The sequence below is a fragment of the Leifsonia sp. NPDC058194 genome (assembly GCF_042883605.1).
Classification (GTDB): Bacteria; Actinomycetota; Actinomycetes; order Actinomycetales; family Microbacteriaceae; genus Leifsonia.
The window spans coordinates 136,903-159,800 of the sequence record NZ_JBHVVL010000007.1 but is presented as its reverse complement, the minus strand read 5'-3'; the positions used below and the strand labels follow the sequence as shown (position 1 = coordinate 159,800).

Sequence of the window (22,898 nt, the reverse complement as noted above, 5' to 3'; positions counted from 1 at the left end):
CCAGCATGGAGGCATGCGATCACCGGCGTCGAGCCCCACGATGATCGGGCGGGAGTCCGATCTGGCGGCGCTGCGCGACGAGCTCGAAGCGGTCGCCGCCGGCGGAACGCGTGCCGTCGTCATCGGCGGCGAGGCGGGCATCGGCAAGACCCGGCTGATCACCGAGTTCCTCGACCACGCGTCCGGGTCCGCCACCGTCCTGCTCGGGCGCTGCGTCGACCTCGGCAGCGATGGAGCCCCCTATGCGCCCTTCGCGGCGGCTCTGCGCCGCCTGATCGAGGTGGTCGGCGTCGACGCCGTGCTGGCGGCGGCCGGCCCGGGGGCGGGCGGTCTCTCCGCTCTCCTGCCCGAACTCGCGGACGAGACCTCCGTGCCGGTGCGTGCCGGTGCCGAGCGGCTCTACGAGCTCGTCACCGTGCTGCTCGAGAACCTCTCGGCCGAGCGCCCGCTGGTGCTGGCGGTCGACGACATCCACTGGGCCGACACCTCCACCCTCGAACTGTTGCGGTTCGTGGTGCGCATGAGCGAGCGCGGGCGGGTGCTGGTGCTTCTCGGCTACCGGAGCGACGAGGTGTCGCGCGGACACCCGCTCCGGGCCTATCTGGCCGAGCTCGAGCGGACCAGGCGGGTCACCCGCTGGGAGCTCGGGCGTCTCACCCGTGCACAGGTCGCGGCCCAGCTCGAGCTGCTGCTCGGCTGCGTGCCCGACGCCGCGACGGTCGACCAGGTCAACCGCTTCAGCGAGGGCGTGCCGTTCTTCGTCGAGGAGCTCGCCGGCATCGACGGCCTCGCCACCGGCGACGACCTGCCCGAGACGCTGCGCGAACTGCTGCTCGCCCGCTACGAACGGCTGAGCGAGCCGGCGCAACGCCTGCTGCGCATCGTGTCGGCCGGTGGGGTGTGCGTCGAGCACGACCTGCTCACCGCCGTCTTCGACGGCACGCCCGAACAGCTCGACGCCGCCGCGCGCGAGGCGGTCGTCGCCAATGTGCTGGCCGCCGACACCACCGAGTACTCGTTCCGCAACGCCCTGGTGCGCGAGGCGGTCCACGCCGACCTCCTGCCGGGCGAGCGCACCCGGTTCCACACCCGCTACGCCGAGGCGCTGGAGGCCGAGCCCCAGCGCTCCGCCATCCAGCTCTCGACCCACTGGATGGCCGCGCACGACCTGCGCCGCGCCTTCACGTCCTCCGTCGAGGCCATGGACGAGGCCCGCCGGTCCTACGCGTACGCGACGGCGGCCGCGATGGGCGACCGTGCACTCGAACTCTGGGAGCGGGTGCCCGACGCCGAGGCGCTGAGCGGCCTCAGCCGGGTGGATCTGCAGGCGCGAACGGCGTCGGCGCTCCGCAACGCCGGCGACAGCGAACGGGCGCTCGCGCTGGTCGCGGTCGCACTGGATGATCCCGCCGGCCTCGAACCGGCACGGCATGCACGCCTGCTGCGCGACAAGGCGCAGTACCTCACGAACCTCAACCGGCCCGGCGGCATCGAGCTGCTGCGGGAGGCGCTGGCGATCGTGCCTCCGGGCTCGGTCGCGCCCGACGACGCCCTGCGTCCGCAGCTGCTGGCCGAGCTCGCGGCCCGGCTGATGCTGTCCGCCCGGTTCGGCGAGGCCGTCGAGACGACCACCCAGGCCATCGAGGAGATCGGGGACGCCCGCGATCCGCGGCTCTCGATCGCGCACAACATCCGAGGCTGCGCGCTCATCGCGTCGGGCGAGATCGAGCGCGGTCTCGACGAGCTGGAGCGGGCCCGTGTCGTCGCCGACGGGGACACCGCGGCGCTGCTGCGGCACGCGGTCAACACGTCCGACGCCCTCAACGGGCTCGGCCGCTACGCCGACGCGGTGGAGCTGGCGGAGGCCGGAGCCGCCCGCGCTCGCGAGCGCGGAGTGGAGCGGACGTCGGGAGTGATCCTCTCGTCCAACACGATCGAGCCCCTCCTCGCGCTCGGCCGGCTCGACCGGGCGGAGGCCCTGCTCGACCCCGCGCTCGCGTTGGACCCGCCCCCCAGCTTCCGCGCCCACCTGCAGCATCTGAAACTCTGGCTGACGCTCTGGCGTGGCGACGTGGAGGGCGCCGACGCGCTCCTGCGCCGGTGGCGGTCGGGGCTACGGCTGCAGGGAGACCTCGAGGCCCAGTCCTTCCTCGGCGTCGCACGCATCGAGGCCGAAGTCGCGCTCGCCCGCGGCGACGCCCGGTGCGCGTGGGACGAGGCGCGCGTCGTCATCGATGACGACCACCGCTCCATCCCGGCCAAGGACCTCCCGGTCATCGCTGCGGCGGCGCGCGCGCTGGCCGACCGCGCGCTGGCCGACCGTGCCCTGGCCGACCGTGCACCATCGGGCGAGCCGCTCGACCTCTGTGCCGAGGCGGCCGGCGTCGAAGCGGCGCTGGCCCGGCTGGCCGACTGGCCCACTGCGCCGGTGTGGGGTGCTCTGACCACCGCGGAGCTCGCGACGGTGCACGCAGCGGCCGCGCCGACCGAGACCTCCGACGCCTGGGCGGTCGCCGTCGACGCGTGGAGCAGTGCCGTGTCGGCCACGAGCTCGCCGCTCGCGCCCGCGCACCTGCACCCGTACGCCCTCGCCAGAGCGGCGCGGGTGGCGATCGCCGCGGGGGATCGCGCGACAGCCGACCGGCTCGCCGCTGAAGCCGTCGCCATCGCCGAGGCGCTCGGCTACGGACTCATCGCGTCCGCGGCAGCAGCGCTCACCGCGCCGCGCGGCGTCCGGGCGGCGGTGGGAGCGTCGGGCCCCGGCGCCCCGCTGACGGAGCGTGAAGAGCAGGTGCTCGCGCTGATCGAGCAGGGCCTCAGCAACAAGCAGATCGGCGAGCGGCTCTTCATCAGCGCCAAGACGGCGAGCGTCCACGTGTCGAGCATCCTGCGCAAGGTGGGAGCGTCGTCCCGGACCGAGGCCGTCTATCGGGCGGGCCAGTCCGTCCGGTAGCGCAGCGCGTCGGTCGGCTCAGCGGGCCTTGGGCGCCGTCGAGCGCCGGGCGACCAGCTCGGGCTGGAACACGGTCTGCCGGGGGATCAGTTCGGCGTCCGCCGTCTCCTCCAACAGGATGCGGAGCGCCGTGCGCCCGATCATCGAGCGCGGCTGCCGCATCGACGAGAGGGGCACGGCCGCAGCGCCGGCGAAAGCGATGTCGTCGAACCCGATGATCGCGATGTCGTCCGGGACCACCACGCGACCGTCGGCGACGATCGCCTGCAGCAGCCCGAGCGCGATCAGGTCGTTGGCGGCGAAGAGCGCATCCGGCAGTTCGTGGCGCGGGCGGCTCAGGATGCGCGCCCCCGCCTCCGCACCCTGCTCGACGGTCATCGCCGAGGTCGCCACGACCTCCAGCTCGACCGGGGTGACGGCGTTCTCGGCCGCGACCCGTGCTCCGGCGAGCCGATCCTGCACCTGCCGGATCTCGAACGGTCCGCCCACGAAGGCGAGCCGCCGCCGACCAGTGTCGATCAGGTGCTCGACCGCCATCCGGCCCCCGGCGACGCTGTCGACCGAGACCGAGCTGAACCGGCTGCTGCCGCCGAAGCGGTCGACGAGCACGGCACGGATGCCGCGCTGGCGCAGGTGCTCGAGCCGCGGCTGGATATCGCCGAACGGGGCGATGAGCACGCCGCGCACCTGCTGCTCCTCGAACAGGTCGAGGTAGAGGCGCTCACGGTCGACGTCTTCGTCGGTGTTGCCGTAGAGGATGGCGATGCTGTGCTTCGACGCCTCGTCCTCCGCACCGCGGACCACATCGTTGAAGAACGGGTTCTGCCCGTCGAGCACGACGAATCCGACGATGGTGCTGACGCCTTTGCGGAGGCGCCTGGCCGCGTCGTTCGGCACGTAGCCGAGCGCCTGGATCGAGCGGGTGACGCGCACCACGAGCTCCGCCGAGACCTCGTCGGGGCGGTTGAGGACGTTCGAGACGGTGCCGACGGAGACGCCCGCATGCTGCGCGACATCCCGGATACTGGCCGGTTGCATCGTTGCTCCTCGTCCGGTTCTCGTGTTCACGGGCCTCGCTTGACCGAGGCGCCCTCCCCAAATATAGTGTAGCTGAATCGTCCATGAATCGATTCATGAACCCGTTCACCTCAATGAGGAGGCAGCAGTGTCCAGCAGCAACCCCACGACAGTGGCACCGCCGGTGCTGGAACTGTCGCGGGTGGTGAAGTCGTTCGGAGCCGTGATCGCGCTGCGGTCGGGCAGCATCCGCGTCGAGTCCGGCTCGATCCACGCGCTCGTCGGTGAGAACGGGGCGGGCAAATCCACCCTCGTCAAGATCGTCGCCGGCCTGTACCGCCGCGACGCGGGGGAGTTCCGCCTCCGCGGGGAGGACGTCGACTTCTCCTCGACCGCCCAGGCCAAGCAGGCCGGGGTGGCGGTCATCTACCAGGAGCCCACCCTCTTCCCCGACCTGTCCGTCACCGAGAACGTGTTCATGGGCCGCCAGCCCACGGGCCGGTTCGGTCGCATCGACCGCCGCCGGATGCGCAACGAGGTCGCCTCGCTCTTCCAGCGCCTCGGCGTGCGCATCGACCCCGATCGGCTGGCCGAGGGGCTCTCGATCGCCGACCAGCAGATCATCGAGATCGCCAAGGCCGTGTCGCTCGACGCCCGGCTGCTCATCATGGACGAGCCGACCGCCGCGCTCTCCGGCGTCGAGGTCGAACGGCTGTTCGCCGTCGCCCGGAGCCTGCGCGACGAGGGTCGCGGCATCGTCTTCATCTCCCACCGCTTCGACGAGGTCTTCTCGCTCTGCGACACCATCACCGTCATGCGGGACGGCTCGTATGTGTCGTCGGACCCGACGACCGAGGTGACGGAGGACGAGATCGTGCGCCGGATGGTCGGACGCGACGTCACCGAGCTGTTCCCGAAGCAGGAGACCACCATCGGCGAGCCGCTGCTGGAGGTCGAGGGACTCACCTCCGCCGGGGTCTTCGCCGACGTCGACCTCACGGTCCGCTCCGGCGAGATCGTCGCCCTCGCCGGCCTGGTCGGCGCCGGGCGCAGCGAGATCGCCCGCGCGGTCTTCGGCGTCGACGGCTACGACAGCGGGACGGTGCGCCTCGCCGGACGCCCGATCCCGAAGCGCCGCCCGACGGCGGCGATGGCGGCCGGCCTCGCGCTCGTCCCCGAGGACCGCCGCAAGCAAGGCCTGGTCCTGGAGGAGTCGGTCGCGCGCAACTCCACGCTCGCCATCCGCACCCGGCTGTCGAAGCTCGGGCTCATCCGCAACTCCGCGGAGAACGCGTCCGCCCGTGTCTGGGCCAGCCGGCTCCAGCTCAAGACCAACGCGCTCGACACCCTGGTGGGCACGCTCTCCGGAGGCAACCAGCAGAAGGTCGTGCTCGGCAAATGGCTCTCGACCGAGCCGCGCGTGCTGATCATCGACGAGCCCACCCGCGGCATCGACGTCGGCACCAAGGCCGAGGTGCACCGGCTGCTCTCCGAGCTGGCCGGGCGCGGGATGGGCATCCTGATGATCTCGTCCGAGCTGCCCGAGGTGCTCGGCATGGCGGACCGCGTGCTCGTGGTGCGGGAGGGCCGGATCACGGCCGATCTCGACCGGGCGACCGCCGACGCCGAGAACGTCATGTTCGCCGCAACGCACGCGTCCGAGGAGGCCGCACGATGACCGCCCCGACCATCACGCCCGCTCCCGCCGGGCCCGGTGCGGCGAGCCGCGCCTTCCGCACCTTCACGCGTGCCCGTGAGACCGGCATCCTGGCCGCGCTCGTCATCGTGATCGCGGTGACCACCGCGATCAACCCGGGCTTCCTGTTCAGCCCGGACGGCTGGCGCGACCTGCTCCTGACCCCGGCGATCCTCGCGCTCGTCGCGATCGGACAGGCGATCGTGATCATCACCCGCAATGTGGACCTGTCGGTCGGATCCGTGGTGGGCCTCACCGCGTATCTCACGGGGCAGCTGTTCGTGGGCATCCCGGGCATCCCGATCGTCCTGGTGTTCGTGATCGGCGCCCTCGCCGGCGGACTGCTCGGCCTGGTGAACGGGGCGCTCGTCGCCTACGGCAAGGTCCCCGCCCTGGTGATCACGCTCGGCACGCTCTACGCATACCGCGGGATCAACGTGCTCTGGGCGGGAAGCAACCGCATCAACGCCTCCGACGTCCCCTCCGCCTTCCTGAACCTCGGCACGGGATCGTTCCTCAGCATCCCGTATCTGACGATCCTCGCCCTGGTGGTGCTGCTCGTCGCCGGCTGGTACCTGCGCAACCGGAGGGGTGGCCGCGAGCTCTACGCCATCGGGTCCGACCCCGCGGCCGCCGAGCTCTACGGCCTCAAGGTCACGCGCCGGGTGCTCACGGCGTTCATCCTCTCGGGCGCACTCGCCGGCCTCGCCGGTGTGCTGTTCGTCGCCCGCTACGGCACCGTCAGCTCGCAGACCGGCACCGGCCTGGAGCTGCAGGCGGTCGGGGCGGCCGTCATCGGCGGCGTCGCCATCTTCGGCGGCAGCGGTTCGGTGTACGGGGCGGCGCTGGGCGCGATGCTCCTCCTCACCATCAACCGGGCGCTGCCGATCCTCGGCATCCAGGACTTCTGGCAGCAGGCGGTGGTCGGCGTGCTCATCATCGGCGCCATCGTCCTCGACCGCGTCCTCGCCCTGCGGCTCTCGCGCCGCCTCGTCGCCGACAGGGAGGTCGCCGCATGACCGGCATCGACACCGCCGCCACGACCGCGGCGCCCCGCACCTATCCGGACTACAGCCGGCCGCTCTGGCAGCGCTGGGTGCTCACCCGGGAGACCGCCGTCATCGGCGCACTCGTCGTCGTCGCCGTGGTGGCGTCCGTCGTGGTGCCCAACTTCGGCACCACGGTGACGCTGGGGTTCCTGCTGCTGGACGTGACGCCCATCCTCATGATCGCCCTGCCGATGACGTTCGTGATCGTCTCGGGCGAGATCGACCTGTCGGTCGCGAGCACCCTGGGTCTGAGCAGCGTGCTGCTCGGCGTGCTGACGAAGGCCGGCTGGCCGATCGAGGCGGCGATGGTCGCCTGCCTCGTGATCGGGCTGCTGGCGGGGGCGGTCAACGGCTTCCTCGTCACCGTGGTGGGGCTGCCCTCCCTCGCCGTCACGATCGGAACGCTCGCCTTGTTCCGCGGCATCGCGGTCGGCCTGCTCGGCACCACCGCCATCACCGACTTCCCGTTCTTCTGGCAGAACCTCGTCCAGATGAGGTTCGGGAACTCCGGGATACCGGTGGTCATGGTGCTGGTGGTCGTCCTCATCATCGTGTTCGCGATCGTGCTGCACGCGACCCCCTACGGACGCGGGCTGTTCGCGCTCGGTCTCAGCAAGGAGACCGCCGCGTTCTCGGGGGTGAACGTCGCCCGCACCAAGTTCATCGCGTTCATGCTCACCGGGCTGATCTCGGCACTGGCGGGCATCTACTGGACGCTGCGCTACGGCAGCGCCCGCGGCGACAACGCGACCGGCCTCGAGCTCTCGGTGATCGCCGCCGTGCTCCTCGGCGGGGTGTCCATCTTCGGAGGCAAAGGCGCGCTGCACGGCGTCGTCGCCGGTGTGCTCCTCATCGGCGTGCTGCAGAGCGCGCTCCGCCTCGCCAACGTCAGCTCCGACGCGATCAACATCATCACCGGCGTCCTGCTGATCGTCTCGGTGCTCTCGCCGCGCCTGCTCGCCTGGTTCAAAGCCTCCCGCGCCACCCGGCGCAGAACGCTCACCTGATCCCTCCCGCACCACTGCAACCACCATCGAAAGGAACAATGATGTTGCCCTCCACCACGCGCCGCGCTTCGCGCCGGCTCCTGACCGTCGGCGCCGGGGTCGTCGCGGTCGCCCTCGCGCTGACCGCCTGCTCCTCCGGCTCCGGGTCGGGTTCGACCTCCGGCGGCGACAAGAACTACAAGATCACCTTCCTGCCCAAGAACCTCGGCAACCCGTACTTCGACACCTCCGACAAGGGCGGCGAGACCGCGATCAAGTCGTTCGGCGGCACCTACAACCAGGTCGGGCCCTCGACCGCTACCGCCGACGCCCAGGTCAGCTACATCAACACGCTGACCCAGCAGCAGGTCGGCGCGATCGTGCTCTCGGCCAATGACCCGACGGCGCTGGGCAGCGCGCTCACCCAGGCGAAGTCGGCCGGCGTGAAGATCGTCACCTTCGACTCCGACACTGACGCGAAGTACCGCGACGTGTTCGTCAACCAGGCGACCGCCGAGGGCATCGCGAAGGTGCAGGTCGACATCATCACGAAGGAGATCGGGGACAGCGGCGAGGTCGCCATCCTCTCGGCCGCCGCGAACGCGACGAACCAGAACGCCTGGATCGACCTGATGAAGAAGGACCTCGCGGCGGACCACCCGAACGTGAAGCTCGTCGACACCGTGTACGGCAACGACGACGACCAGACCTCGTTCGACAAGACCGCCGCGCTGCTGCAGACGCACCCGAACCTGAAGGGCATCATCTCGCCCACCACGGTCGGCGTCGCGGCGGCCGCCCGCTACCTCTCGACCTCGGACGCCAAGGGCAAGGTCAAGCTGACCGGCCTCGGCACGCCGAACCAGATGCGGGAGTTCGTCAAGGACGGCACGGTCGACGAGTTCGCGCTCTGGAACCCGGAGGACCTCGGCTACCTCGCGGCCTTCACCGCCAAGGCGCTGATCGACGGCACGATCACCGGCAAGAAGGGCGACTCCTTCGAGGCGGGCAAGCTCGGCAAGTTCACCGTCGGCGACAACAACACCGTGCTCCTCGGTGACCCGTACGTGTTCAACAAGGACAACATCGACAAGTTCAACTTCTGATCCACCCGTCGCCCTCGGGCGGCGCTTCGGGACGGGTCGGCGCCGCGTGCGCCGGCCCGTTCTAGCGTTCGGCCGCAGTCGCGCAGAAGATGCAGAGCTCGGCGGTCGGCCGCGCCCGCAACCGGTCCAGGCCGATCGGCCGGACGCAGTGCGCGCAGACGCCATAGGTGCCGAGACGGAGCCGTTCGCCGGCCGCCTCGACCGCCGCGAGGTCGGCCGCCGTATCCGAGCGGAGGGCCTGCAGCCGGCTCCACTCCGAGCTGAGCGTCGGACCCTCGGGGTCGTGCTCGTCGTCGGCGGTCGACTCCGACCGCGAGGCGAGCAGCGACCCGAGGGTCTCCGCGATGTGCTCGCCCTCGGCGATGTCGCCGTGCCGGCGCCGGTCGAGCGCCGCGGCGAGCTCGTCGAGCTCGTCTTCGCTGAGCCCGCTCACGCCGTAGAGATCGATCGTGCCTGTGTCCGTCCTGGTGTGCATCGACGCACTCCTTTCCCCCCGTGAGAGGGTAACCCCGGTCGCGCCCGTAGGCTCGTAACCGTGCCTTCCTACCGTGTCATCGTGTCCGTCGGCGCCCTGCGCGCCGGCGTGCTGCCGCAGGCGGTCGAACCCGCCGCCGTCGCCGCCGCCGCCGAACTCACCGTCGTCGAGGCGTCGAGCGTCGACGTGGTCGCCCGCGAAGCGAGGCTGACCGTGCGCTTCGTCGCCGATTCCGTGCCGGAGGCGCTCCGCATCGCCCAGCGCACCCTGTCGGGCGTGCAGGCGGTGGCCGCGACGACGGGCTGGCGGCTCACCGAGCGGGTGGGCGGGCGGTGGTTCCGCCGGGCGTGACGCGTGCGTCGACCCGGGTCCTGCCCGTCCGGCTCCGGTGTCCGGCTCAGGCCGCCGCGGGGAGGGTCTGCTCGATCAGCGAGACGATCGCCGGGTCGTCGGGCTCGGTCGTCGGGCGGAAGCGGTGCACGGCACCGTCGGGCGTCACGACGAACTTCTCGAAGTTCCACTTGACCTTGCCGGCCTTGCCCGCATCGTCGGGGTGGGTGGTCAGCTCCGCATAGAGCGGGTGCGCCGAACGGCCGTTCACGCGCACCTTCTCCATCATCGGGAACGTCACTCCCCACGTGGTCGAGCAGTACTCCTTGATGGCGTCGGTGGAGCTCAGCTCCTGGAGGAACTGGTTGCTCGGGAACCCGATCACGGTGAACCCGCGGTCGCCGTAGGTCTCCTGCAGCTTCTCGAGCTTCTCGTACTGCGGCGCGAGTCCGCAGCGGGAGGCCACGTTGACGATCAGGATGACCTTGCCGGAGTAGTCGGCCAGCGACGCCGGAGCGCCGTCGATGGTGCTGAAGGGGATGTCCATGAGGCTCATGATGCGAGCGTAAGACAGTGCAGGCGGCCTCGGGGCGCGAGGGCGCGGTCCACAGGGAAGACTCAGCGGGGGCTCATCCGCCGTCGTGCGGATGCCGATGGGTCTGCACTGCCTCGTAGGTGAGCCGGAGCGAGGGGAGGGAGTCGGGGTCCAACCGTTGCACGATGCGCACGAAGAGGAAGTCGACGACGGCGAGCTGCGCGATCCGGCTCGACATGGCTCCCGGCCGGTAGCGGGTCTCGCTCGCGCTCGTCACGAGCACGTGATCGGCGTGCTGGGCGATCGGCGACGCGGGGAAGTTGGTGACTGCGACCGTGGTCGCACCTGCGCGACCCGCCGTGCGGAGGCTGTCCACGGCCTCCCGCGTCAGCCCCGAGTGCGAGAACCCGATCGAGACGGAGCGCTCGGAGAGCAGCGCGGCGCCGGTGAGGGCGAGGTGGATGTCGCTGGTGTTGAACGCGATGACACCGATCCGATGCAGCTTCTGCTGCAGGTCGATGGCGGCGAGGCTGCTGGAGGCGGCGCCGTAGATCTCGACACGGTCGGCGGCGACCACCGCGGCGGCGACCGCATCCAGAGTCGGCACGTCGATGCTCGACGCCGTCGACTCGATGGCGCGCGCCTCGTGGTAGGCGATCTTGGCGAGGACGTCGCGGCCGTCGTCGTCGGGGGAGATCTCGGCGTCGGCGACGCCGAACCGGTCGAGTGACACCTCCTCGCGCCCGCGGGTCGAGGCGAGGTCGAGCCGCAGGGCGCCGTAGCCGGCGTACCCCACGGCCTGGCAGAACCGGACGACCGTGGCGACAGACACCGCGCAGCGCTCGGCGAGACCCGTGATCGGGAGGTCGACGACCGCGACCGGTTCGGCCAGGATCAGCCGGCCGACCCGCTGCTCCGACGGCCGCAGCCCCGGCAGGGCCTGCGTGATCCGGGCGACGGCGTCCACGTTCATCGCATCCTCTCCGCCGGCTCGGGAGGAGTCGCGGCATGTAAACGATATTCCTTTGAATTGAATCGGCGGTAAATTTACGTCATGGTGTTTCCTGTCGGTTCGAGCGGACCGGCAGGGCGACGAAGGAGGCGGCCGTGCGCCGAGGGATCGACGGGGTGACCGGAGCGTGAGCGTGCTCGCGATCGACATCGGCGGGACCGGCTCGCGCGCGGCGCTCACGGGGGTGGAACCGGCGACCGGTCCCGGCGTCAGCGTCGGCCCCGACGGGATCCGCGTCGCGCCCCTCCTTGACGACCTGCTCGCCGGGCTGCCGACGGATGGTGTCGCCGCCGTCACTACGGTCTCGGTCGGAATGAGCGGACTGCTCGGCCTGACCCCGCCCGCCGCCGTGCTCGCCGAGCTGCGCCGACGTTGGCCGCGCGCGCGCATCCTGCTCGCCTCTGACGCCGTGACGGCCGCCGCGGCCGCCCTCGGCCTCGACGGCGGCGCCGTGCTCGCGGTCGGGACGGGCGTGGTCGGGCTCGCGACGGACTTCCACGATGTCTGGCGCCGGGCGGACGGCTGGGGTCACCTCCTCGGCGATGAGGGGGGCGGCGCGTGGCTCGGCCTCGCCGGCTTACGCGCTGCGGTGCGCCAGCACGACGGCCGCCCCGGTGGATCGCCCGTGCTGCTGGCGGCCGCCGAACGCCTGCTCGGGCCGGCCGAGAGCCTCCCGTCGCGTCTGTACACCCGGGATGACCGCGCGGGTGTCCTCGCCTCCTTCGCTCCCGCGGTGGCCGACGCCGCCCGGGAGGGGGATGCGGTCGCGCTCAGGATCTGGCACGACGCCGCCGAGGCGCTCGCCGCGACGGCCGGGGCGCTGCTCGCCGCGCCCGTCCCGCGCAGGCTCGCCGTGATCGGCGGCGTGACCGGTGTCGGTGCGCTGCTGCTCGACCCGCTGCGCGAACGTCTCGCTCAGATGGCTCCGGGCGTCGAACTGCTGACTCCGGCGGTGCGCCCGCTCGACGGCGCGCTCCTGCTCGCCGATGCGGACGGCCTGCCCGACGGCGGTCACCCGCCCTATCTCACCATCGACACCGCAGGAGCCCGCCCGTGACCGCCTCCACCGCGCCCGGCTCCACCGTGCCCGTCTCCACCAAAGCCATCGACCGCCACGCGGCCGCGCACGATGCGTCGCACTACCTGCTCGTCCCCGCGGAGGTCGCCCGCCCGGGCACGGCCCAGGAGGTCGCCGACCTCCTGGTCTCCGCCCGCGATCGCGGTCTGCCGGTGACCTTCCGCTCGGGTGGCACCAGCCTGTCCGGCCAGGGCGTGACGGCCGGCGTCCTCGCCGACACGCGCCACGCGTTCCGCACGGCCGACGTGCTCGACGGCGGCGCACGCGTGCGGGTGCAGCCCGGTATGACCGTCCGCCAGGTGAACGGCCGCCTCGCCCGGCACGGGCGCAAGCTCGGGCCCGACCCGGCGAGCGAGATCGCCTGCACGATCGGCGGGGTCGTGGCGAACAACTCGAGCGGCATGGCCTGCGGCATCGAGCAGAACACCTACCGCACCCTGGAGTCACTCGTCGTGGTGCTGCCGAGCGGGACGGTGCTCGACACCTCCCTCGCCGACGCCGATGAGCGCCTGCGCGCCGCCGAGCCGGAGCTGCACGCCGGGCTGCTCGCACTGCGCGATCGCGTGCGCGCCGACCCGGAGTCGGTGGCGACGATCGAGCGCTTCTTCGCCATGAAGAACACCATGGGCTACGGGATCAACGCCTTCCTCGACTTCGACATCGCGGTGGACATCCTGACCCACCTCATCATCGGCAGCGAGGGCACCCTCGGCTTCGTGGCCGAGGCGGTGTTCCGCACCGTCACCCTCCAGCCGGCCGCGACGACCGCACTCGCCGTCTTCGCGACGCTGCGGGAGGCGACGGCGGCGCTCCCGGCGATCGTCGCCACCGGCGCCGCGACCGTGGAGCTCATGGACTCCACCTCGCTGCGGCTGGCGGCCGGCGCCGACGACGCGCCCGCCGAGCTGCGCGAGCTGGAGATCGACGACCACGCCGCATTCCTGATCGAGTTCCACGGCCCCGACGCGCGGGCCGCCGAGGGTGCTCGCGCCGACGCGGCGCCGGTCTTCGACGCCCTGCCGCTCAGCCTCCCGCTGCGCTTCACGACCGACCCGGGCGAGCGCGCCGCGCTCTGGCACATCCGCAAGGGGCTCTACACGACGGTCGCCGAGGCCCGGGCGCCCGGCACGACGGCCCTCCTGGAGGATGTCGTGGTGCCCGTGCCGACCCTCCTCGACGCCTGCGCCGGCCTGCGCGACCTGTTCGCCGCGCACGGCTACGAGGACAGCGTGATCTTCGGCCACGCGAAAGACGGCAACATCCACTTCATGCTCAGCGAGCGGCTGGGCGAGCAGACCGGGGTCGACCGGTACCGGGCGTTCACCGACGACATGGTCGAGCTGATCCTGGGGCTCGGCGGCTCGCTCAAGGCCGAGCACGGAACGGGCCGCATCATGGCGCCGTTCGTCCGCCGCCAGTACGGCGACGAGCTGTACGCGGTGATGCGGGAGGTCAAGCGCCTCTTCGACCCGCACGGCATCCTCAACCCCGGAGTGCTGCTCAGCGACGACCCCGACTCGTATCTGCGCGACCTCAAGACGGCACCGGCCGTCGAGGAGGAGGTCGACCGCTGCGTCGAATGCGGCTACTGCGAGCCGGCGTGCCCCTCGCGCGACCTCACCCTCACCCCGCGCCAGCGCATCGTGCTGCGGCGGGAGCTGCGCGCGGCCGAGCTCGCCGGCGACGATGCGCTCGCCGCGGAGCTCCGCAACGACTACGACTACGCGGGCGTGCAGACCTGCGCGGTTGACGGGATGTGCCAGACGGCGTGCCCGGTCAACATCAACACCGGCGACCTGGTGCGACGCCTGCGCGGGGAGTCCGCGTCGCGCGTCGCCTCCGGCACCTGGGACGCGGCGGCCGCGGCCTGGGGGCCGGTCAGTCGCGCCGGCGGCGTGGCGCTCACCATCGCAGAGGCACTGCCCGTGCCGCTGGTGCGTGCGGCGACCGACGTCGGCCGGGCGATCCTCGGTGCGGACACCGTGCCGCGGTACGAGGCCGGTCTCCCGCGCGGCGGCAAGCGCCGTTCGCCGCGGGCGTCCGCCGAACCGCAGGCGGTGTTCTTCGCCGCCTGCATCGGCACCATGTTCGGCGCCGAGGGCGACGGGATGGGCTCGACGTCCGCCTTCCTCGCCCTGTGCGAGCGTGCCGGTGTCGAGGTGACCGTGCCGGACGGCATCTCCTCGATGTGCTGCGGCACCCCCTGGAAGTCGAAGGGGTTCCACGACGGTCACGAGCGCATGTCCGAGCGCGTGCTGCCCGCGCTGCTCGCGGCCTCCCGCGGCGGCGAGCTGCCCGTCGTCTGCGACGCGGCATCCTGTACCGAGGGCCTGGAGGCGCTGCGCGACGCGGCCGTGAAGGCCGGCGGCGACTACGACCGGCTTCGGTTCGTGGACTCCGTGGACTTCGCTGCGACGACCCTCCTGCCGGGCCTCGACGTGGTGGACGAGCTGCCGTCGCTGGTGCTGCACCCCACCTGCTCGACCCAGCGTCTGGGCGTCGACGGCGCACTGCGGCGCGTCGCCGAGGCCGTCGCCGCCGACGTGACGGTGCCGATCGACGCGGGGTGCTGCGCGTTCGCGGGCGATCGCGGGCTGCTGCATCCCGAGCTGACGGCCTCCGCGACCGAGCGCGAGGCGGCCGAGGTCGGCGTGCTCGCGGCGGAGGCGGCGGCAGCCGGGACCGTGACCGCCTACGCGTCGGCCAACCGTACCTGCGAGCTCGGGATGTCGCGGGCGACCGGGCAGCGCTACCGGCACATCCTGGAGCTGGTGGAGGAGGCTACGCGACCGACGCCAGCGGTGCCTGCGGGTCGGTCGTCCACTCGCTGAGCGACGCGTCGTAGACCGCGACATCCGTGCGGCCGAGCACGGCCAGGGCGAGCGCGTCGGCGGCGGCTGCGATGCCGCTGCGGCAGTATGCGACGATCGGATCCTGTGCGGCCAGAGCGTCCGCGAACAGCTCGCGGAGCTCGCGCGCGGGTAGGAACGTGTTGGTCTCGCGCGAGATCAGCCGGGCGGCGGGCACGCTGAGGCTGCCCGGGATGTGCGCGGCGGCGAAATCCCGTGCCGGCACCCCGCAGAGCAGCGTCGCCGGGCGGTCGCCCGAGACGATCTCGGCGACGGCGGCCTTGTCGGCCCAGAGCTCCGGCCGTTCCACGGCGGAGAACCCGCGCCCGGAGCGCGGCTCGACGTGACCGCGGGAGACGGGCCGCCCTTCGGCGCGCCACGCGGTGGCGCCGCCGTCGAGCACGGCCACGCGGTCATGGCCGAAGGCGCGGAACAGCCACCACAGGCGTGCGGCCCACTGGCCGGCGGCCGAGTCGTAGATCACGACTGTCGTCCCGGCGTCCACACCGACCGCATCGGCGGCCGCGGCGAAGTCGTGGGCGGACGGCCGCGTGAACGGGTACGCGCCCGTCGGGTCGCTGAATCCGCCGAGCAGCTCGCCGAACACCGCGCCCGGGATGTGACCGTCGACCAGGTACTGGTCGAGGCCGCTCACGAACGTCGGCCGGCCGCCGGGTCCTGCGGACGGCACGACCGTCGCATCCAGCACGACGAGGCCTTCGGAGCCGAGGTGGTCGCAGAGCCATTGCGTCGAGACCAGCGGGCCGGCCAGGGCCGCGCCGATCGCGGTCGAACGGGAGTCGTCGGGTGCCGGTGTCGTGCTCACAGCACCACGGTAGGCGGGGCCGCCGACGCTCGGGAGCCCCGCCGCAACGCGGCGTAACCCCACGCCCGACCCGCGCACCCCGGGCCGCGAGTCAGCACGGGCGGGCGGGGCGGGGCGGGGCGGAGTGGCGTGTCAGCACTCGATGACGTTCACGGCGAGGCCGCCCTCGCTGGTCTCCTTGTACTTGGTCGACATGTCGATGCCGGTCTGCCGCATGGTCTCGATCACGGTGTCGAGGGAGACCAGATGGGAGCCGTCGCCGTGCAGGGCGAGGCGCGCGGCCGAGACGGCGGTGGAGGAGGCGATCGCGTTGCGCTCGATGCACGGGATCTGCACCAGACCGCCGACCGGGTCGCAGGTGAGGCCCAGGTGGTGCTCCATCGCGATCTCCGCGGCGTTCTCCACCTGGCGCGGTGTGCCTCCGAGTACCGCGCAGAGGGCGCCCGCCGCCATGGCGCAGGCCGAACCGACCTCGGCCTGGCAGCCTCCCTCGGCGCCCGAGATGGAGGCGTTCGCCTTGAAGAGCGAGCCGATCGCGGTCGCGGTCAGCAGGTAGCGGCGGATGCCGTCGGCCGTGGCTCCCGGCACGAAACGCAGGTAGTAGTGGGCCACGGCCGGGACGATGCCGGCGGCGCCGTTCGTCGGGGCGGTGACGACGCGTCCGCCGGACGCGTTCTCCTCGTTGACGGCGAGGGCGAACGCGTGCAGCCATTCGAGGGCGGTGGCACGACCCGGGTCGTCCTGCACGCGTTCGAGGTGCTCGCGCATGGCAGCGGCCCGGCGGGGCACCTGGAGACCGCCCGGGAGGGTGCCGGTGCCCGCGAGCCCGTTGGCGACGCACTCCGCCATCGCCTCCCAGATGAGGTCGAGTCGCTCGCTCGTGCGCTCCGAGCCGTGCAGTGCCGCCTCGTTGCGGCGGGCCACCTCGCAGATCGGGATGTCGAGCCGCTCGCAGATGGCCAGCAGCTCCTCCGCCGTGTCGTACGGGAGGGGATGGGAGGCGCGCGCGGCCAGGTCGGCCTCCTCGCCGTCGCGACGGATGAAGCCGCCCCCGATGGAGTAGTAGGTCTCCTCGCGCAGGGGGAGGGGTTCGCGGGCGCCTGCGGCCCCGCGGCCCCACGCGCGCAGCGTCAGGGCGTTCGGGTGACCGGGGAGCCGGGTCCGTGGCTCGAAGGCGATGTCGTCGCGCGTGAACGGGATCTCACGTGTGCCCGCCAGCGCGAGCCGACCGTCGTCGCCGAGGCCGCTCCAGGCGCCGCGGACGTCGTCGGGGCGGCAGGTCTCGGGTTCGAGGCCCCGGAGGCCCGCGACGACGGCATCGGGGGTCCCGTGTCCGATCCCGGTGGAGCCGAGCGATCCGTACAGCGTGCAGGTGACCTGATCGACGTGCTCGAGGAGGCCGTCGGCGGCCAGCCGCATCGCGAACGCGCGCGCGGCCCGGAGGGGTCCGACGGTGTGCGAACTCGAAGGGCCGATGCCGATCGAGAACAGGTCGAAGGCCGAGACGTACGCAGTCACATCGTCAGTCTACGTCGCTCCGCGCGCACGGAATCCGCGTATGGCGACGAAGGTGCGCGGGATCCCTGCGTTTCAGGCGGGCGGCACGGGGACTTTCCCGGAACCGCCGACGCCACCGTCCACCCGTGCTTTCACCCGCTTTCATCGCGCGGCCCGCGCTGTAAGCGCCGCGTAAGCGCGGTGCAAGCGGGTCGCGCCACCATCGAGACATCACCCGATCCGAAAGGAAGGACCACCATGACTCGCAGCTCCGAATGGGCCGTCGAGGCCCACGGGCTCGTCAAGGTCTTCGGCGAGAACCGCGCGGTCGACGGCGTCGACCTGAACGTCCGCGCCGGCACCGTCTATGGCGTGCTGGGGCCGAACGGCGCCGGCAAGACCACCACCATCTCCATGCTCGCCACCCTGCTGAAGCCGGATGCCGGCGAGGCCACCATCTTCGGCCACGACATCCGCAAGGAGCAGCAGATCGTCCGCCAGCTCCTCGGCGTCACGGCGCAGTTCGCCTCCGTCGACGAGACGCTGTCGGCCAACGAGAACCTCATGATCTTCGCGCGGCTCCTCGGACTGAGCGGCCGGGAGGCGAAAGCCAAGACCGCCGAGCTCCTCGCCGAGTTCGGGCTCACCGACGCGGCCAACCGCCCGCTCAAGAAGTTCTCCGGCGGAATGCGCCGGCGGCTCGACCTGGCCGCCAGCCTCATCGCGCAGCCGCCGCTGATCTTCCTCGACGAGCCGACCACCGGTCTCGACCCGCGGACCCGCTCGCAGATGTGGGACACGATCCGGCGTCTGGTGTCGACCGGCTCCACCGTGCTCCTCACCACGCAGTACCTCGACGAGGCCGACCAGCTGGCCGACCGCATCGCGGTCATCGACCGCGGCCGCGTGGTCGCGGAAGGCACCAGCGACGAGCTGAAGGCCTCGGTCGGCGATTCGTCGCTGCAGCTGCGCCTCGCCGACGCGGCGGACGTCGAGGACGCGCGTCGCGCCATCGCGACGGTGCTCGGCGTCGACGCGGTCGTCTCCCCGGAGGGGGCGCGCCTGACCGCTCCGATGCGCGACGCGGACGCGGTGACCGACCTGTTCGTCACCTTCCGCGAAGCGGGCATCCACCTGGCGGAGATGTCCGTCCAGAAGCCGACCCTCGACGAGGTGTTCCTTACCCTCACCGGGCACGGCGTCGAAGCGGAGAACACGGACGACGAGTCCGACCCGGCCGAGAAGGCCGCTGTCACAGAAGGAGTCCGTGCATGAGCGCCATCGCCACCATCACCCCGCCGTCCGAGCGGAACCTGAAGAACCACGTCAGCGTCCGCCAGACCCTGGCCAACACGCTGACCATGGCCCGCCGCGGGCTGCTGAAGATCAAGCGGACGCCGGAGCAGCTCTTCGATGTGACGCTGCAGCCGATCATCTTCACGATCATGTTCGCGCTGCTGTTCGGCGGGGCGCTCGCGGGAGGGGTCAGCGCATACCTGCCGTACCTCATCCCGGGCATCCTCGCCCAGACCGTGATCACGACCTCCGTCGTCACCGGCGTCCAGTTGCGCGAAGACATGGACAAGGGTGTGTTCGACCGCTTCAAGTCGATGCCGATCGCACGGATCGCGCCCCTCTCGGGCGCACTGCTCGCGGACACCCTGCGCTACGCGATCGCCACCACGATCACGTTCGTCACGGGCTTCGTCATGGGCTGGCGCCCCGCCGCCGGGATCGGCTTCGTCGTGCTCGCCGGTCTGCTCGTCATCGTCTGCGCCTGGGCGATCAGCTGGATCTTCGCCTTCTTCGGTGTGATCGCGCGCACCGCGGGCTCCGTGCAGGGGATCTCGTTCCTCGTGCTCTTCCCGCTCACGTTCTTCTCGAACGCGTTCGTGCAGGCGAGCACCCTCCCGGACTGGCTGCAGACCTTCGTGAACATCAACCCGGTGTCGCACCTGGTCACGGCCGTCCGCGATCTGGCCAACAACGGCACCTTCCCGGCCGACGGCTGGTGGGCGCTCCTGGGCGCCGCGGTGATCGTGGCGGTCTTCGCCCCGCTCACCGTCCGGGCCTACATGCGCAAGGCGTAAGCCCCGCGCTCGCAGACAGCGGCCGTCGTACCCTGCGGAGGGGTGCGGCGGCCGCTTCGCGTGCGGGGGAGGCTCAGCGGGCCGGCTTCACCGATCGCAGCAGGTCCAGGCCGCGGGCCGATGCCTCGTCGAGGGTCAGGCCCGCGGCCGCCTCCACCGCCTCCGCCAGTCGTTCGGCGCCCCAGGATGCGGCGATCGGCGCCAGGATGCGCGTCCGATGCATGCTGGCGAGGTCTTGGCGCGAGTTCAGCCGGGTCGCGATCCCGACCAGGGCGAGCCCGGTCTCCACCCACCGGTCGCCGCGGCCGCCGGCCGTGTGCTCGTCGAGCATCCAGGCGGCGTAGCCCAGCAGGCCGCTTCCCAGCACCGGCTTGTCGACGTACCAGGTGCTCAGCCGGGTGAGGACGAGCACACGCACGCGGAGGCGGCGGGCGAGCTCGTCGGTGGCCTCCCAGGTCACCGTCCCGGGCGCGAGCTCCTCGGGTCCGGCCGCGTGCGCCCGCAGCTGGACGACGGTCTCGGCCGCCCCGAGCATCGTCAGCCACGGGTTGGTGAGGGTCTCCCGCTGCGCCGTCCCGTCGTCGACGAACACACCGACGGCCTCGGCGTAGTGCCGCAGACCGCCCGCCAGGTCGCCTTCGGCCAGCGAGATCTCCGCCAGCCCGCCGTAGCCGATGCCGTAGTAGTCCACGTAGTCGAAGCCCGTGCGGTCGACCTCCACGCTCAGGTAGGTGTCGAGGAGTTCGCGACCGCGTGCGGTGTCGCCCACCGTGATGGAGTTGATCGCGATGAGCCAGTCGAGCTGGCGCAGATCGCCCGCGGCCTGCAGCGGCGCGAGTCCGTCGTGCGCGCGCTGAGCCCAGCGGAGCGCCTCCACCGGATCGGCCAGCTGGCTGTGCAGCTGGGCCAGAGCCTGAGCAGCCGAGGCGGTCGACCAGGCGTCCTCGACGACCTGCCCGAGCGTGTAGGCGCGGTGCGCCTCCGCGAGACCCGCCTGGAGCTCGCCGGCGTTCTCGTGCAGCTGCGCCAGCAGGAGGTTGCCCATCACGGCGACATCGGGCTCGCTCGACGCGGCGTACTCGGCGAGCATCCGCATGCCCGGCTCGACCTTGCCCGCCACCGTGATGAGGTTCGACATGGCGTTCAGGCGCGGATCGGCGAACGCCCGCACCCGGCGGAGCCGTTTGAGACGCGAGATCGCCCGGACCGCCGTCCGCAGATCGACGTAGAGGAAGGTGCCGCCGATGATCGTGAAGCAGACCGCCGCATCCTCCCGCTCGCCGTCGAGCGGTTCCCAGTCCGACAGCGAGGCCAGCACGGTCGGCCCGAAGCCGAGCACCTCCGAGTGCGCGCTGCGCAGCGACCAGTAGTACGAGAGGAGGGCGAAGACGGCGGCCACCGTGGCGGGGCGACGGCCGTCGAGCGCCGAGCGCAGCACGCCGACGAGGTTGTCCTGCTCCGCGGTCACGCGTGCGAAGGTCTGCACCAGCTCGCGGCCGTGCATCGTCTCCATCGTCCGGTGGGCGAACGCGACCGCCCACGCGTCCATGCCGTCCCGCACCTCGTCGGACTCGCCCGCCTCGGTCAGCTCACGGTCGCCGAACTCGCGCACCGTCTCGAGCATGCGGTACCGCAGGAGGCCCGTGGTGGCGTCCTCCGACACGGTGACGAGGGACTGCGCGACCAGCGCGTCGAGGTCGTCGAGCACCGAGTCCGCGCCCGTGCCGGCGACGGCCTCGGCGGCCTCCGCGCTGAAACCGTCGGGGAAAGCCGAGAGCCGCCGCAGGAGCGCCTGCTCCGAGGCGGCGAGCAGGTTCCAGCTCCAGTCGATGACGGCGAAGAGGGTGCGATGCCGTTCCGGCGCGGTGCGCTCGCCGCCGGTCAGGAGCGCGAAGCGGTTGCTCAGCCGGCGCTCGATCTCCTCGACCGACAGTGAGCGCGTCCGCGCGGCGGCGAGCTCGATCGCGAGGGGGAGGCCGTCGAGGCGATCGCAGAGCCGGGCGACGGTGTCCAGCGGCAGCACGACGCCGGGCCGCGCCGCCCGCGCCCGCTCGACGAAGAGCTCGACGGCCGGGCCGTCGTCCGCGCTCGGCAGCGAGTCGAGCGGGTAGACGCGCTCGGCGCCGATCGCGAGCGGGGACCGGCTCGTGGCCAGCACGCGGACAGTGGTGGTCGCCTCGAGGATGTCGGCGACGTAGGCGGCGGCGGCGTCCACGATGTGCTCGCAGTTGTCGACGATCAGCAGGGTCTCGCGCTCGGCGAGCAGCCCGAGGATGCGGGAGTGGAGGTCGACGAGCGCGCCCGGGTCGCCGGACCGCGTGCTGCGGGCCTCCCGGATCCCGAGGGTGGACGCGAAGGCCAGCTCGATGTCCTCCGCGGTGCGTACGCTCGCCAGTTCCACGAAGACGACCGCGGGGGTGTGGATGGCGCGCCGGCCCACCTCCTGGGCCAGTCGCGTCTTGCCGAGGCCTCCCGCACCGAGGATCGTCGTCAGCCGGGAGGTGGCGATCAGATCCTCGAGGGCCTGCAGGTCGTACTCGCGGCCGAGGAGGGCGTTCGGGGCGCTCCGCAGCCCGATGCGGAGCTGCTTGGAGGAGCTCGGTTCCGGGGTGTCCTCCTCGGCGAGCAGCCGGGCGTTGAAGGCGACCAGCTCGGGGCCGGGGCGCGTGCCGAGCCGGTCGAGCATGGCCTCCTTGAGCTCGGCGAACGCGAGGAGCGCGTCGCTGCGTCGTCCGGCGGCGGCGAGGGCGGACATCCGCTCGAGCTGCAGGGACTCGTCCAGCGGGTGGGACAGGAGCAGCGGGGCGAGGTCGTCCAGAGCGCCGTCCGCGTCGCCTGCCGCTCGGCGCGCCCGGGCCCGGACCAGCAGGAGCTCGGCGCGCAGGGAGGCGGCCGTGCGTGCCAGGTCGTCGGCTAGAGGGGCGTCGCCGAGTTCGGCGCCGGGCTCGCCGCGCCATAGCCCGAGCGCCTGCGTCGCCTCCCGGGCCGCTGCGTCGGCGTCCCCGGCGGTGAGGAGTTCTCGAGCGGTGGCTGCCCGCCGGCGGGCGAGGCCGAGATCGGTTTGTTCGGCTGCGACGGCCAGGGCGTAGCCGCCCGGGGTCGACTCCACCAGGCCGTCCGCACTTGACGTCCGCAGGCGCGACACGAGGGTCTGCAGTGCCGCGCGCTCCTGTCGCGGAGGGGCGTCGTCCCAGAGATCGGCGACGAGAGCCGGGACCGACAGCGGGCCCCGAGCGAGCGTCAGCGCGACGATGAGCCGCTTGCCGCGCGCGCCGGCCGGTTCGGTGAGCGCGCCGGTGCGGTCCTCCACCAGCACGGGGCCGAGGACGGCGACGCGAGGGGATGAGGGCGCGGACTCCACTCGCCGAGTTTAGCCAGCGCGGAGGGCACGGCGGGTGC

The 22,898-nt window shown here is 72.2% G+C and carries 17 protein-coding genes; 10 read left to right on the top strand and 7 right to left on the bottom strand.

Annotated elements, in window-relative coordinates; genetic code table 11:
- The first annotated feature begins 13 nt into the window (after positions 1–13).
- The gene (locus ACFVU2_RS20790; protein ID WP_387878517.1) at positions 14–2,953 is read left to right on the top strand and encodes an AAA family ATPase; all 2,940 of its coding nucleotides are present in this window, start codon (positions 14–16) and stop codon (positions 2,951–2,953) included.
- An 18-nt stretch (positions 2,954–2,971) separates the two neighbouring features.
- On the opposite strand, the gene ACFVU2_RS20785 is transcribed toward ACFVU2_RS20790, so the two are convergent.
- A complete protein-coding gene (locus ACFVU2_RS20785; protein WP_387878515.1) occupies positions 2,972–3,991 on the bottom strand; it encodes a LacI family DNA-binding transcriptional regulator in 1,020 nt (339 codons plus the stop codon).
- 127 nt (positions 3,992–4,118) lie between these two features.
- On the opposite strand from ACFVU2_RS20785, the gene ACFVU2_RS20780 reads away from it, so the two are divergent.
- The 4 genes from ACFVU2_RS20780 to rhaS are packed head-to-tail and all read left to right on the top strand — an operon-like array spanning position 4,119 to position 8,807.
- Complete coding sequence (locus tag ACFVU2_RS20780; protein ID WP_387878512.1) at positions 4,119–5,648, top strand: sugar ABC transporter ATP-binding protein; 1,530 nt, start codon at positions 4,119–4,121, stop codon at positions 5,646–5,648.
- Complete coding sequence (locus ACFVU2_RS20775) at positions 5,645–6,685, top strand: ABC transporter permease (protein WP_387878510.1); 1,041 nt, start codon at positions 5,645–5,647, stop codon at positions 6,683–6,685. The genes ACFVU2_RS20780 and ACFVU2_RS20775 overlap by 4 nt, the downstream gene beginning before the upstream one ends.
- Entirely contained in the window at positions 6,682–7,722 is a 1,041-nt protein-coding gene (locus ACFVU2_RS20770; RefSeq protein WP_387878507.1) for an ABC transporter permease, read from the top strand. Before ACFVU2_RS20775 ends, ACFVU2_RS20770 begins: the two co-directional genes overlap by 4 nt.
- 38 nt (positions 7,723–7,760) lie before the next feature.
- Positions 7,761–8,807, top strand: coding sequence for a rhamnose ABC transporter substrate-binding protein (rhaS, locus tag ACFVU2_RS20765; RefSeq protein WP_387878504.1), 1,047 nt, complete (start codon positions 7,761–7,763; stop codon positions 8,805–8,807).
- Between the two features lie 61 nt (positions 8,808–8,868).
- On the opposite strand, the gene ACFVU2_RS20760 is transcribed toward rhaS, so the two are convergent.
- On the bottom strand, positions 8,869–9,282 hold the full coding sequence (locus tag ACFVU2_RS20760; RefSeq protein WP_387878501.1) for a TraR/DksA family transcriptional regulator: 414 nt from the start codon (positions 9,280–9,282) through the stop codon (positions 8,869–8,871).
- Between the two features lie 60 nt (positions 9,283–9,342).
- Between ACFVU2_RS20760 and ACFVU2_RS20755 the strand changes: the two genes are divergently transcribed.
- Positions 9,343–9,633, top strand: coding sequence for a hypothetical protein (locus ACFVU2_RS20755; protein WP_387878498.1), 291 nt, complete (start codon positions 9,343–9,345; stop codon positions 9,631–9,633).
- A 46-nt stretch (positions 9,634–9,679) separates the two neighbouring features.
- Here the strand turns inward: ACFVU2_RS20755 and ACFVU2_RS20750 are convergent, their stop codons facing one another.
- Together ACFVU2_RS20750 and ACFVU2_RS20745 are read right to left on the bottom strand one after the other, a co-directional pair.
- Entirely contained in the window at positions 9,680–10,168 is a 489-nt protein-coding gene (locus tag ACFVU2_RS20750) for a glutathione peroxidase (RefSeq protein WP_387878495.1), read from the bottom strand.
- A 73-nt stretch (positions 10,169–10,241) separates the two neighbouring features.
- Entirely contained in the window at positions 10,242–11,120 is an 879-nt protein-coding gene (locus tag ACFVU2_RS20745) for a MurR/RpiR family transcriptional regulator (protein ID WP_387878492.1), read from the bottom strand.
- Positions 11,121–11,286: 166 nt separating this feature from the next.
- Between ACFVU2_RS20745 and ACFVU2_RS20740 the strand changes: the two genes are divergently transcribed.
- A complete protein-coding gene (locus tag ACFVU2_RS20740) occupies positions 11,287–12,216 on the top strand; it encodes a BadF/BadG/BcrA/BcrD ATPase family protein (RefSeq protein WP_387878489.1) in 930 nt (309 codons plus the stop codon).
- Positions 12,213–15,068 (top strand): FAD-binding and (Fe-S)-binding domain-containing protein, encoded by a 2,856-nt coding sequence (locus tag ACFVU2_RS20735; RefSeq protein WP_387878487.1) that lies wholly within the window; start codon positions 12,213–12,215, stop codon positions 15,066–15,068. The genes ACFVU2_RS20740 and ACFVU2_RS20735 overlap by 4 nt, the downstream gene beginning before the upstream one ends.
- Here ACFVU2_RS20735 and ACFVU2_RS20730 read toward each other — a convergent pair.
- Together ACFVU2_RS20730 and ACFVU2_RS20725 are read right to left on the bottom strand one after the other, a co-directional pair.
- On the bottom strand, positions 15,019–15,912 hold the full coding sequence (locus ACFVU2_RS20730) for a sulfurtransferase (protein WP_387878484.1): 894 nt from the start codon (positions 15,910–15,912) through the stop codon (positions 15,019–15,021). The two genes, ACFVU2_RS20735 and ACFVU2_RS20730, sit on opposite strands and share 50 nt — an antisense overlap.
- A 132-nt stretch (positions 15,913–16,044) precedes the next feature.
- The gene (locus ACFVU2_RS20725; RefSeq protein ID WP_387878482.1) at positions 16,045–17,430 is read right to left on the bottom strand and encodes an L-serine ammonia-lyase; all 1,386 of its coding nucleotides are present in this window, start codon (positions 17,428–17,430) and stop codon (positions 16,045–16,047) included.
- 237 nt (positions 17,431–17,667) lie between these two features.
- Between ACFVU2_RS20725 and ACFVU2_RS20720 the strand changes: the two genes are divergently transcribed.
- On the top strand, positions 17,668–18,684 hold the full coding sequence (locus ACFVU2_RS20720) for an ATP-binding cassette domain-containing protein (RefSeq protein WP_387878479.1): 1,017 nt from the start codon (positions 17,668–17,670) through the stop codon (positions 18,682–18,684).
- Positions 18,681–19,499, top strand: a complete 819-nt coding sequence (locus ACFVU2_RS20715; RefSeq protein WP_387878476.1) for an ABC transporter permease — start codon at positions 18,681–18,683, stop codon at positions 19,497–19,499. The genes ACFVU2_RS20720 and ACFVU2_RS20715 overlap by 4 nt, the downstream gene beginning before the upstream one ends.
- A 73-nt stretch (positions 19,500–19,572) precedes the next feature.
- Here ACFVU2_RS20715 and ACFVU2_RS20710 read toward each other — a convergent pair whose 3' ends face one another.
- Complete coding sequence (locus tag ACFVU2_RS20710; protein ID WP_387878473.1) at positions 19,573–22,860, bottom strand: ATP-binding protein; 3,288 nt, start codon at positions 22,858–22,860, stop codon at positions 19,573–19,575.
- Positions 22,861–22,898: the final 38 nt, after the last annotated feature.